Origin of the sequence: Cellulosimicrobium funkei, from assembly GCF_900155925.1 — a bacterium.
Lineage (GTDB): Bacteria > Actinomycetota > Actinomycetes > Actinomycetales > Cellulomonadaceae > Cellulosimicrobium > Cellulosimicrobium funkei.
This window is the reverse complement of sequence record NZ_FTMI01000004.1, coordinates 366,376-378,153: the sequence shown is the minus strand read 5'-3', so window position 1 is coordinate 378,153 and position 11,778 is coordinate 366,376. Positions and strand designations below refer to the sequence as shown.

At 74.4% G+C, this 11,778-nt stretch carries 11 protein-coding genes; 6 read left to right on the top strand and 5 right to left on the bottom strand.

The genetic code is table 11. From position 1 onward, the window contains the following. The first annotated feature begins 30 nt into the window (after positions 1 to 30). Genes xseA through BXA05_RS12700 form a run of 3 tightly spaced genes read left to right on the top strand, consistent with a single transcriptional unit; the run spans position 31 to position 2,666 of the window. The gene (xseA, locus tag BXA05_RS12710) at positions 31 to 1,359 is read left to right on the top strand and encodes an exodeoxyribonuclease VII large subunit (protein ID WP_083711862.1); all 1,329 of its coding nucleotides are present in this window, start codon (positions 31 to 33) and stop codon (positions 1,357 to 1,359) included. A gap of 57 nt (positions 1,360 to 1,416) precedes the next feature. After that, positions 1,417 to 1,710 carry an exodeoxyribonuclease VII small subunit gene (locus tag BXA05_RS12705; RefSeq protein WP_051028398.1) on the top strand — a complete coding sequence of 98 codons (294 nt, stop codon included), beginning with the start codon at positions 1,417 to 1,419 and terminating at the stop codon, positions 1,708 to 1,710. Continuing rightward, a complete protein-coding gene (locus BXA05_RS12700; protein ID WP_076405216.1) occupies positions 1,707 to 2,666 on the top strand; it encodes a carbohydrate kinase family protein in 960 nt (319 codons plus the stop codon). The genes BXA05_RS12705 and BXA05_RS12700 overlap by 4 nt, the downstream gene beginning before the upstream one ends. A gap of 132 nt (positions 2,667 to 2,798) precedes the next feature. On the opposite strand, the gene BXA05_RS12695 is transcribed toward BXA05_RS12700, so the two are convergent. From BXA05_RS12695 to BXA05_RS12680, 4 genes are all read right to left on the bottom strand, one after another. Beyond that, positions 2,799 to 4,052: an ABC transporter ATP-binding protein gene (locus tag BXA05_RS12695; protein WP_021482413.1), complete on the bottom strand. Its 1,254-nt coding sequence runs from the start codon at positions 4,050 to 4,052 to the stop codon at positions 2,799 to 2,801. A 91-nt stretch (positions 4,053 to 4,143) separates the two neighbouring features. Further along, a complete protein-coding gene (locus tag BXA05_RS12690) occupies positions 4,144 to 4,995 on the bottom strand; it encodes a carbohydrate ABC transporter permease (RefSeq protein ID WP_061267621.1) in 852 nt (283 codons plus the stop codon). Further along, positions 4,995 to 6,041, bottom strand: a complete 1,047-nt coding sequence (locus BXA05_RS12685; protein WP_082774421.1) for a carbohydrate ABC transporter permease — start codon at positions 6,039 to 6,041, stop codon at positions 4,995 to 4,997. The genes BXA05_RS12690 and BXA05_RS12685 overlap by 1 nt, the downstream gene beginning before the upstream one ends. Beyond that, positions 6,038 to 7,330: a sugar ABC transporter substrate-binding protein gene (locus tag BXA05_RS12680; RefSeq protein WP_043659768.1), complete on the bottom strand. Its 1,293-nt coding sequence runs from the start codon at positions 7,328 to 7,330 to the stop codon at positions 6,038 to 6,040. Before BXA05_RS12680 ends, BXA05_RS12685 begins: the two co-directional genes overlap by 4 nt. Positions 7,331 to 7,459: 129 nt before the next feature. Between BXA05_RS12680 and BXA05_RS12675 the strand changes: the two genes are divergently transcribed. Together BXA05_RS12675 and BXA05_RS12670 are read left to right on the top strand one after the other, a co-directional pair. Continuing rightward, complete coding sequence (locus tag BXA05_RS12675; RefSeq protein ID WP_076405215.1) at positions 7,460 to 8,137, top strand: carbonic anhydrase; 678 nt, start codon at positions 7,460 to 7,462, stop codon at positions 8,135 to 8,137. A gap of 145 nt (positions 8,138 to 8,282) precedes the next feature. After that, positions 8,283 to 9,728 (top strand): class II fumarate hydratase, encoded by a 1,446-nt coding sequence (locus BXA05_RS12670; protein WP_076405214.1) that lies wholly within the window; start codon positions 8,283 to 8,285, stop codon positions 9,726 to 9,728. A gap of 91 nt (positions 9,729 to 9,819) precedes the next feature. Here BXA05_RS12670 and BXA05_RS12665 read toward each other — a convergent pair whose 3' ends face one another. Then, complete coding sequence (locus BXA05_RS12665; RefSeq protein WP_061267618.1) at positions 9,820 to 10,308, bottom strand: MarR family winged helix-turn-helix transcriptional regulator; 489 nt, start codon at positions 10,306 to 10,308, stop codon at positions 9,820 to 9,822. A gap of 75 nt (positions 10,309 to 10,383) precedes the next feature. On the opposite strand from BXA05_RS12665, the gene BXA05_RS12660 reads away from it, so the two are divergent. Beyond that, complete coding sequence (locus tag BXA05_RS12660) at positions 10,384 to 11,748, top strand: FUSC family protein (RefSeq protein ID WP_076405213.1); 1,365 nt, start codon at positions 10,384 to 10,386, stop codon at positions 11,746 to 11,748. Positions 11,749 to 11,778 lie beyond the last annotated feature (30 nt).

Sequence of the window (11,778 nt, the reverse complement as noted above, 5' to 3'; positions counted from 1 at the left end):
GGCGTGGGTGGGGTGCGGCAGGCTGGTCCCGTGACCGCCTCCCTCCCGCTGCCCGACGACGCCCCGCGTCCGGGTGCCGCGCCCGCCGGTCCGGCGGCCCGCGGCCCCCTGCCGGCGCGCGCGCTCGAGACGAGCGCGGAGCACCCGTGGCCGGTCCGGCTCCTGTCGCGCAAGATCGAGCAGTACGTCGAGCGGATGGCGCCGGTCTGGGTCGAGGGCCAGGTGGTCCAGCTCAACCGGCGCCCGGGCACGTCGACGGCGTTCCTCACGCTGCGCGACACGGACCTCGACATGTCGCTCCCGGTGTCGGCCGCGTCCCGCGTGCTCCAGGGCACGCCGGTGGAGGAGGGCGCGCACGTCGTCGTGCACGCGAAGCCGGTGTTCTGGACGCGGCGCGGCACGCTCCAGCTCCAGGCACGCGAGATCCGTCCCGTCGGCGTGGGCGAGCTGCTCGCGCGGATCGAGCACCTCAAGCGCGTGCTCGCGGCGGAGGGCCTGTTCGACGCCGACCGCAAGCGGCCGCTGCCGTTCCTCCCGGCCGTCGTCGGGCTGGTGTGCGGGCGCGAGTCCAAGGCGGAGCACGACGTCGTGGTCAACGCGCGCGCCCGCTGGCCCCAGGTCCGGTTCGAGATCCGCGAGGTGGCCGTCCAGGGCGCGCACGCGGTGCAGCAGGTGGGCGACGCGATCCGCGCGCTCGACGCCGACCCGGAGGTGGACGTCATCGTCGTCGCGCGCGGCGGGGGCGCCGTCGAGGACCTCCTGCCCTTCTCGAACGAGGCGCTGGTGCGCGTCGCGGCGGCGTGCCGCACGCCGCTCGTGAGCGCGATCGGCCACGAGACCGACTGCCCGCTGCTCGACCTGGTCGCGGACTACCGCGCCTCGACCCCGACGGCGGCGGCCAAGCGCGTGGTGCCCGACGTGACGGAGGAGCGCGCCCGCGTCGCGCAGAGCCGTCAGCGCCTGCGCAGCGCGATCACGGGGCGCGTGTCCCGCGAGCAAGCAGGGCTCGACGCGCTGCGGTCCCGGCCCGTCCTCGCCGACCCCGGGCGGATGCTCACCGACCGGCACGAGCGGGTCGGGGCGCTGCGGGACCGGGCACGCCGGGCGCTCGACGCGCGGCTCGTGCGCGCGGCGGGCGAGGTCGGCCGGCTCGAGGCCCAGGTGCGCGCCCTGTCCCCGGCCTCGACGCTCGAGCGGGGGTACGCCGTCGTGCAGCGGGCCGACGGGCACGTGGTCCGCTCCCCCGGCGACGTCGCGACGGGCGACGCGGTGCGCGTGCGTCTCGCGCGCGGCGCGCTGGACGCGGCGGTCACCGGCGCGCACGACGACGGACCCGCCCCCGGCCGGGAGGCGTCGTGAGGCGCCCGCGCCGGTTCTCGACCGCCCGCCGGACGACCGTCGGGCCACGACGCACAGATGGGGTTGAATACTGCCGTGACTTCCTTTGACAACGCTGTCACGTCCGACGTGTCGACGCTCTCGTACGAGCAGGCGCGCGACGAGCTCGTGCAGGTCGTCGCCCGGCTGGAGGCCGGGGGCGAGCCGCTCGAGGACTCGCTCGCGCTCTGGGAGCGTGGCGAGGCGCTCGCCGCGCGCTGCCAGGAATGGCTCGACGGCGCGCGCGCCCGCCTCGACGCGGCACGCTCGCAGGACGACGCGACGGCACGCGGCACGACCGACCCCGACGACCCGACCGGAGACGACGCATGAGCACGAGCACGGACCCCGCCCAGCCCGCCGCCGCGCCCGCCGGGCACGTCCTCGTCGTCGGCGAGGCGCTCGTCGACGTCGTGCACCGCGCGGACGGCAGCGTCGCCGAGCACCCCGGGGGCAGCCTCGCGAACGTCGCGCTCACGCTCGGCCGGCTTGGGCGGGACGCCCGGCTCGCCACGTGGCTCGGGCACGACGCGCACGGCGAGGCGGTGCGGGCGTGGCTCGACGACTCGGCCGTGACCCTCACGCCCGGCAGCACCGACGCCCCCACGACGAGCGTCGCCACCGCGCACCTCGACGCGAACGGAGCGGCCACGTACGAGTTCGACCTGGAGTGGCGCGTCCCCGCGGGCACGGCTCCCGACGCCGGCACGCTCGCCGTGCACACGGGCTCCATCGCCGCCGTGCTCGAGCCCGGCGCGTCCGACGTCCGCGCGCTCGTCGCCGCGGCGCGCGACACCGCGACGATCACCTACGACCCCAACGCCCGGCCCGCCCTCATGGGCGACCCCGCCGACGCGCGCACCCGCATCGAGGCGCTCGTCGCGCTCGCCGACGTGGTCAAGGTGAGCGACGAGGACGTGGCGTGGCTCGTGCCGGGCGCGGACCCGGTCGCCGTCGCGCGCGAGTGGCTCGCCCTGGGGCCGGCGCTCGTCGTCGTGACGTTCGGCGGCGAGGGAGCGGTCGCCGTCACCGCGGCCGGCGAGCAGCGCGTCACGGCCCCGCGCGTCGAGGTCGTCGACACCGTCGGCGCGGGCGACTCGTTCATGGGCGCGCTCCTCGACGGGCTGTGGGAGGCCGGCCTGCTCGGCGCGGACCGGCGCGAGGCGCTGCGCGCGATCGACGCCACCGTGCTCGGCGACGTGCTGCGCCGCTGCGTCGCGGTCGCCGCCGTCACCGTCTCGCGCGCCGGGGCCAACCCGCCGCGACGCGCGGAGCTCGCCCCCGCCTGAGCCCGGTCACGGCTCCGAGGTCGCGCCCACGAGCCCGCCCACGAGCGCGGCCACGAGGCTGGCACGAGCGCGGCCACGAGGCTGGGCACGCCTCGGCCGCCCGGGCACGAGCCCGGGCGGCCGAGACCTGCGTCAGACCTGCGCGTCCTGCTTCTGCGCCCGCTCCAGGGAGCGCTTGCGGTCCTCGACGTTCTCCTGCTCGATGCGCTCGGCCTCCGCGGTGTCGCGCGTGAGGTTCTCGCTCGTCTCCGGGTCGAAGATCATCATCTTCGTCGGGTCGAACCACAGGTCCGTCACGTCGCCGTCCCGCGCGCGCGACGCCGAGTCGAGCGCCACGACGAACTGCGTGCGCACGCCCTCGCCGTCGAGCTCGCGGTCCAGCTCGTCGAGCTGCCCCTTCACGGACTCGTGCATCTCGAACGGGACGTAGGCGTAAAGCTCCGCGCCGAGCCACTCGGTGACGTCGATCTGCGCCTCGAACGTGTGGCCCCGGTCCTTCTTCGCCGGGTCGACGAGCCGCGCGTCCTCGAAGTGCTCGGGCCGCAGGCCGACGATCACCAGGCCGCGGTCGCCGACGGCCGTCGCGATGCTCTCCGGCATGTCGAACTCGCCGAACGGCAGCGTGATCTTCCCGCCCGAGACCTCGCCGGGCAGGAAGTTCATGGGCGGCGTGCCGATGAAGCCCGCGACGAACAGGTTGACCGGCTGCTCGTAGAGGCCGCGCGGGCTCGCGACCTGCTGGAGCACGCCGCGGCGCAGGACGGCGACGCGGTCGCCGAGCGTCATGGCCTCGGTCTGGTCGTGGGTGACGTAGACGGTCGTCGTGCCGAGCCGGCGCTGCAGGCGCGCGATCTCGGTGCGGGTCTGCCCGCGCAGTTTCGCGTCGAGGTTCGACAGCGGCTCGTCGAAGAGGAACGCCTTCGCGTCGCGCACGATCGCCCGGCCCATCGCGACGCGCTGCCGCTGACCGCCCGAGAGGTTCGCCGGCTTGCGGTCGAGGTGCTCGCGCAGGTCGAGCATGTCGGCCGCGCGCTCGACCTTCTCCCGGATCTCCTCCTCGCTGTGCTTGCCCTTCGCGAGGCGCAGCGGGAACGCGATGTTCTCCGCGACCGTGAGGTGCGGGTAGAGCGCGTAGTTCTGGAACACCATCGCGAGGTCGCGCTCGCGCGGCGCCTTCTCGTTGACGCGCACGCCGTCGATCTCGAGCTCGCCCGCCGTGATGTCCTCGAGCCCGACGATCATGCGCAGGACCGTCGACTTCCCCGAGCCGGACGGCCCGACGAGGATGACGAACTCGCCGTCCGCGATGTCGAGGTTGACGTTGTCCACGGCGAGGAAGCCGTCGCCGTAGCGCTTGACGATGTCCTTGAGGGTGATCGACGCCATCAGCTCTCTCCTCGGGTTCGGCGTGCGGCACGGTGCCCGGCGGACCGGGAGGGCGTGCGGTGGTGGGCGGGGCGGTCCGGGGACGCGGTGCTCATCCCTTCACCGCCCCCTGGGTCAGGCCCGAGACGATCTGGCGCTGGAACAGCACGACGAGGATGACCACGGGGATGGTCACGACGACCGCGGCCGCGGAGATCGCGCCCGTCGGCTCCTCGAAGTACGACGCCCCGGTGAAGAACGCGAGCGCCGCCGGGACCGGTCGGGCCGCGCTCGTCGACGTGAGCGAGATGCCGTAGACGAAGTCGTTCCACGCGATGAAGAACGCGATGAGCGCGGTGGTGAACACGCCCGGCGCGGCGAGCGGGACGATCGCCTTGCGGAACGCCTGCCACGGCGTCGCGCCGTCGACCTGCGCGGCCTGCTCGAGCTCCCACGGGATCTGGCGGAAGAACGCCGCGAGCGTCCAGATGGAGATCGGGAGGGTGAGCGACAGGTACGGGATGATCAGGCCGAGCCAGGTGTCGTAGAGGCCGATGTTGCGCCAGAGGTTGAACAGCGGCGTGACGATCGACACGACGGGGAAGATCGACACGCCGAGCGCCGTGGTGAGGATGAGGCGCTTGCCCGGGAAGTTCAGGCGCGCGATCGCGTAGGCGCACAGCGTGGCGAGCACGACGGCGATGACCGTCGCGATGAGCGAGATGCCGATCGAGTTGCGCAGCGCGGACAGGAACAGCTCCTGCGCGGACCCGCCGGACGCGAGGATCTGCTCGTAGTTGGTGGTGCTCCACTGCGGCGGCAGGAACGTCCCGGAGTTGATGTCGCTGGGCCCCTTGAAGCTCGTCATGAAGATCGAGAGCACGGGGAACAGCGCCCCGACGAGCACGACGACCGTGATGACCGCCCACCAGATCTTGGCCTTGGTGCTGAGGACGCTGCCCATCACTTCTCCCCCCTCGCGCCGGCGAGATCCACCTTGAAGAGCTTGATCGCGATGAAGCAGATGAGCACGACGCACAGGAACAGCAGCACGGAGATCGCGGAGCCCATGCCGATCTGGAGCTGGCCGATCGACGTGCGGTAGGCCAGCAGCGACAGCACCTCGGTGCCGTTGGCGCCGTTCGTCATGATGAAGACGTTGTCGAAGATGCGGAACGCGTCGAGCGCGCGGAACAGGACGGCCACCATGATCGCGGCCTTCATGTTCGGCACGATGACGCGGGTGAACCGCTGCCACGCGGTCGCGCCGTCGACCTTCGCGGCCTCCTCCAGGTCGCCCGGCACCTGCGCGAGGCCGGCGAGGAGCAGGAGCGAGATGAACGGTGTCGTCTTCCAGACCTCGGACGCGATGATGACGAACAGGCTCGTGCCCTGCTGCGCGAACCAGTTGAGGTCGGGACCGACGCCCGGCACCCAGTCGAACCAGTGGTTGACGTACCCGGACGTGATGTCGAACGCGTAGAACCACGCGAACGCCGAGACGACCGTGATGATGCCGTAGGGCACGAGGATCGCGGTGCGCAGGAGCCCGCGCAGGCGCTTGATCGCGCGGTGCATGACGAGCGCGAGGGCGAAGCCGAGGATCAGCTCGATGACGACCGTGACGACCGTGATGAAGAGCGTGACCCCGAGGTCCCGCCACCACACGGAGTCCGTGAGGATCACGACGTAGTTGTTGAGCCCGACGAACGACCGGTCGTCCGGCGCGGTGAGCTTGTAGTTGAAGAGCGAGTCGTAGACGGCCTGGAGGATCGGGTACAGCGTCACGGCGAGCATGACGACGAACGCCGGTCCGGCGAGGTACCAGCCGAGGCGGGCCTCGGCCCGCGAGCGGTCGCTGCGCGCGGCCTTGGCGGCGGCGTCCGGCGCGCCGCGCGACCCCGACCGGGGAGCGGCCCCGCCGCGCGGCGGGGCGTCCTCGGTCGCGGTCGACGGCGTGGTGGCGTGCCGGCCGCGGGGTGCGGGCTCGGTCGGGGGTCCGGCGTTCACAGGAGTCGCTCCCCTCGCAGGACGGCGGTGATGAACTCGGTGGACTCCTGCGGCGTCGTGTCGGGGTCGACCGACGCGGGCGGGTACCACGTCTGCTGGAGGCCCGTGGAGACCTCGTTGTAGAACGGCGTCTGGGGCCGCGGCGCCGCCTGGTCGAGCGAGTCGCGGATGACGTCGTACATGGGGAACGCCTTCTGGACGTCCGGGTCGTCGTAGGCCTTGATGCTCGCGGCCGGGTTGCCGTTGGTGACGAAGTACTCGGCCTGGTTCTCGGGGCTCACGATGCACTGGGCCGCCTCGTAGGCGAGGTCGGTGTGCTTGCCGAACGCGCCGATGCCGAGCGAGATGCCGCCGTAGGGCGGACGGGCGTCCTCGCCCTCCGTCGTGCGCGGGTACAGCGCCCAGCCGATGTCGTCGAGGAGCGCCTGGTCGAGCGACCCGGCCTCGACGGCGCTCTGGGTGGACGACCAGACGAACGGCCAGTTCACCATGAACGACCCGCGGTCGCCCTGGAACTTGGTGAGCGACGCGGGCTCGTCCTCGCTCGGCAGCCCCGGCCCGCCGACGCCCGAGGTGCCGATGCCGCCGATGATCTCCGCGGCCGCCTTGCCCGCGTCCGTGTCCAGACCGAGCTTCACCTCGTCGGCCGGGGCCTCGGGGTTGTCGATGATGTGGCCGCCCGCGCCCTCGACGAGCGCGTTGATCCACACCGTGAGCGACTCGGCCTTGGCGCCCTGGACGGCCAGGAGCTTGTCCTGGTCCTGGGCCGCCTGCATGATCTGCTCCCACGTGACGGGCTGCGACATGTCGAGCCCGGCGGCCTCGGCCACGGACTTGCGGTACCAGAGGAGCTGCGTGTTCGCCCAGAACGGGATGGCGACCAGCTCGTCCTTCCACGTCGAGGCGTCGATCGCGCCCTGCACCACGTCCTGCGTCGTCGCCTGCGCGACGTCGTCGGGCACCGGGGCCAGGAAGTCCGCCTCGGCGAACTCGGCGATGAACACCGGGTCGAGGCTCATGATGTCGATCGACGAGTCCTTCGCCGCGAGGCGGCGGGCGAGCTGCTCGCGCTGCGACGCCGCGTCGCGCGGGAGCAGCTCGGTCGTGATGCGGTACGCGCCCCCGGCGGCCTCGGTGCAGGCCGCCGCGATGTCGGCCTGGCCCCCGTTGTCCGGGTTGATGTACCACGTGAGCTCCGGCGTCCCGTCGTCGCCCGGGCCGCACGCGGCGAGCGGCGCCACGAGCCCCGCGGCGACCAGGACGGCGAGCGCTCGGGTGCGTCGGCGCACGTCAGCTCCCCTCGGTCGCGCTTCCCCGAGTACCGGGGGTGTCACCCTCCATGGATACCGCCCCCCGGCGCGGCCCGCCATGCGAACGGGCACGCGGAGCACGCCCCGACCTGCGCGATGATGGGAGCCATGACCTCTCCCGCCCCCGCACAGCCGGTCCGTTCGCTCACCCCCGCCGAGGCGTGGGCGACGCTGCGGACCGGGAACGACCGCTTCGTCGCCGACGCCCCGCTGCACCCGTCGCAGGGTGCGGACCGACGGCGCGAGACGTCGGCCGCGCAGCACCCGCACACGGTCCTGTTCGGCTGCTCCGACTCCCGCGTCGCGGCGGAGATCATCTTCGACCAGGGCCTGGGCGACATGTTCGTCGTCCGCACGGCGGGGCACGTGGTGGACACCACGGTGCTCGGCTCGATCGAGTACGGCGTCGAGGTGCTGTCCGCGCCGCTCGTCGTGGTGCTCGGGCACGACTCGTGCGGTGCCGTGGGCGCGGCGGTCGAGACCCTGCGGACGGGCGCGCAGGCGAACGGGTTCGTCCGGGCCGTCGTCGACCGCGTCATCCCCTCCGTGGCGAAGATCACGGGCGCCGGGAACGGCACGCTGGAGAACCTCGACCCCGCCGTGCTGCGCCGCGAGCACGTGCGCAACACGGTCGACATGCTGCACTCCTACTCGGCCGGCCTCGCCGCGGCCGTCACCGAGGGCCGCTGCGCGATCGTCGGCGTCGAGTACGACTTCGCCGAGGGCCGCGCGCACCTGGTCGACGTCGTGGGCGACGTCGGCGAGCAGCCCCGCGCCGACGCCTGACCCCACGGCCCGGGCTGCGCGGCTGCCCCGGCGCGCTCGTCGCCGGGGCAGCGCCCGCCGACCCGCGCACGACCCTCCCCGCAGCCCGCGTGACCTCGCTCACGCGGGTTGCGGGGGCCGGCGCGCGGTGCGGCAGGATGGCCCCATGACTGCATCTCCCGAGGCTCCCGGCGCCGCCGCCGACGCGGCCGCACCGACGACCGAGTACCGCATCGAGCACGACACCATGGGCGAGGTGCGCGTGCCCGCGCAGGCCCTCTACCGCGCGCAGACGCAGCGCGCGGTGGAGAACTTCCCCATCTCCGGCACCCCGCTCGAGCGCGGCCACATCGAGGCGCTCGCCCGCGTGAAGAAGGCCGCGGCCCGCGCGAACGCGGAGCTCGGCGTGCTCGACGAGGACGTCGCCGCCGCCGTCGTCGCCGCGGCCGACGAGGTCGCGTCGGGCGCGCACGACGCGCACTTCCCGGTGGACGTCTACCAGACGGGGTCCGGGACGTCGTCGAACATGAACACGAACGAGGTCCTCGCGACGCTCGCGACGCGCTCGCTCGGGCGCGACGTGCACCCGAACGACCACGTCAACGCGTCGCAGTCCTCGAACGACGTGTTCCCCACGTCGGTCCACGTCGCCGCGACGGCCGGGGTCGTGCGCGACCTGGTCCCCGCGCTGGGCCACCTCGCCGAGGCGCTCGAGGCGAAGTCCGCCGAGTTCGCGACGGTCGTGAAGTCGGGCCGCACGCACCTCATGGACGCCACGCCCGTGACGCTCGGCCAGGAGTTCGGCGGGTACGCCGCCGCGATCCGCTACGGCGTCGAGCGCCTGGAGTCGGCGCTCCCCCGCGCCGCCGAGGTCCCGCTCGGCGGCACCGCCGTCGGCACCGGCATCAACACGCCCGCCGGGTTCCCCCAGCGCGTCATCGCGCTGCTGGTCGAGGACACGGGCCTGCCCCTCACGGAGGCGCGCGACCACTTCGAGGCGCAGTCCTCGCGCGACGGCCTCGTCGAGCTCTCGGGCGCGCTGCGCACGATCGCCGTCTCGCTCACCAAGATCTGCAACGACCTGCGCTGGATGGGCTCGGGCCCGAACACGGGTCTCGGCGAGATCTTCATCCCGGACCTGCAGCCGGGCAGCTCGATCATGCCGGGCAAGGTCAACCCCGTCGTGCCCGAGGCCGTGCTCATGGTCGCCGCGCGCGTGGTCGGCAACGACGCGACCGTCGCGTGGGCCGGCGCGTCGGGCTCGTTCGAGCTCAACGTGCAGATCCCCGTGATCGCGCAGGGCGTCCTCGAGTCGATCCGCCTCCTCGCGAACGCGTCGCGCGTCCTCGCGGACAAGACCGTCGCGGGCATCACGGCGAACGTCGAGCGCGCCCTCGCGCTGGCCGAGTCGTCGCCGTCGATCGTCACGCCGCTCAACCGCGTCATCGGCTACGAGGCGGCGGCGAAGGTCGCGAAGCACTCCGTCAAGGAGGGCCTCACGGTCCGCCAGGCCGTGATCGACCTGGGCTTCGTCGAGCGCGGCGAGGTCACCGAGGCGCAGCTCGACGAGGCGCTCGACGTCCTGTCGATGACGCGCCCGCCGCAGGCCTGAGCGTCCACGACCCGGGGACCACGGAGGCCGGGCGGAGCGGGACGACCCGCTCCGCCCGGCCTTCGTCGTCCCCGGGTCGTGCGGGAGGACGTCAGTAGTCGACGGGGTCGAGGCGGCGCAGCACGACGGCGAGCAGGCGCGCGAGCTCGGCGCGCTCGGCCTCGTCGAGGTCGACGAGCGCCGCGCGCTCGCGGTCGAGCTGCTGCGGGAAGACCTCGTCGACGAGCGCCGTCCCGGCGTCGGTGAGCGCGACGAGGACGCCGCGCCGGTCACGCTCCGCGACGGTGCGCTCGACGAGTCCGGCGCGCTCGAGCCGGTCGAGGCGCTTGGTGATCGACGCGCCGGGGGCGCCGGTCATCGTCGTGACCTCGCCCGCACGCAGCGGCCGCCCGGCGCGGCGCAGCGCCGCGAGCACGTCGAACTCCGCGCGCGAGACGTCGTGCCGTGCCGCGGAGCGCTCCAGCGCCGCCTCGAGCAGCGCCGCGACGCGACGCAGCCGCGCCCCGACCGCCGACGTCGCGGTGTCGAGGTCCGGCCGCTGCTCAGCCCACTCCGCGCGCACGCGGTCGACGTAGTCCACGGACCCAGGATAGGGCGGGCCTCACACTCTTTCACTGGTGAAACACCGAGGAATCACCGCTAGGCTGGTTTGTCGATGCCCCTCTCCTCCCCCGCCCGCCCGGCGCTCGCGCCCGTGCGCGCCGCCGCCCAGGACGTCCTCGACCCCGCCCACCTCCGCGACGCCCTGCGCGTGAGCCCCGCCGACGCGACGGTCGCCGCCGCGCTGCGCTGCGGCGCCGCGGTCGCGCTCGCGATCGCCGTCCCGGGCCTGCTCGGGCGCCCCGACCTCACGGCGTTCGCGTCGCTCGGCGCGCTCACGTCGCTCTACGGGCGGTACGACCCGTACCGGCGTCGGGCCACGCTCCTCGCGACCGTCGGCACGCTCATGACCGGTACGATCGCGGCCTTCACGCTCCTCGCCGCGACGGGCACGCCCGCGCTCGTCACGACCGCCGCCGTCGCGCTCCTCGCCGCCGGGGCCACGGCCTTCTGCCTCCTCGTCCGCACGGGCCCGCCCGGCGCGACGATCGTCGTCTTCGCCGCGGGCGCGGGCCTCGCGGGCGCACCGACGCTCGCCGACATCGGGCCGCGCGCGCTCGCGGCGGCGTTCGGCGCGCTCCTCGCGGGGCTCGTGTGCACGGCCGGCGTGCTCGTCCGCCCGACGGCGCCCGCGCGCCTCGCCGTCCGCCGCGCCGCCGACGCCGTGCGCGCCGCCGAACGGCCCGGGGCCCCGCGGCACGCCGCGCATGCTGCCCGGGGCGCCGTCGCCCGGGCGCGCGACGTCCTCGCGGACGACGCGTCCTGGTGGCGGACGCGGCCCGCCGTCCCCGCGCTCGCCGCAGAGCTCGACGCCGTCGAGGAGGCGCTCGACGCGACCGGCGTGCCGCGCGGCGACGACGGCCCGGCGGTCCGCACGACCCTGCGCGCCCAGGCGCGGGCCCGGGCCGCAGGACCCTGGCGGCTCCCGACCGTGCGCGTCGGCGTCGCCGGGCTCGTCGCCGGTGCGGTCACCGCCGTCGCCGGCCTCGGGCACGCGGCGTGGGCGACCATGGGCTCGACCGCGGTGCTCCAGGGCGAGTCGGCGCGCCACGCCGTCGTGCGGGCGCTGCAGCGCGGGGCCGGCACGGTCGCGGGCGCGCTCCTCGCCTGGCCGCTGCTCGCCGCGCCGCTCGGGTTCTGGGGGACGGCCGCCGTCGTCGTCGTGCTCCAGACCGTCACCGAGACGATCGTGGGGCGCCACTACGGGCTCGCGATGCTGACCATCACGCCCATGGCGCTGCTCATGACCTCGCTCGCGCACCCCGCCGACCCGTCGGCGCTCGCGCTCGACCGCGCGCTCGACACGGTCCTGGGCGCCGTCGTCGGCGTCCTCGCGGTGGTCCTCGTCCACCCGCGGACCCGCCTCCGCGCGAGCGAGACCCCCGGTCCGCCGAGGGAGAGGCCTGGCACCGCGAGGTAGAGGCCCGGTCGTGACCAGGCCTCTACCTCG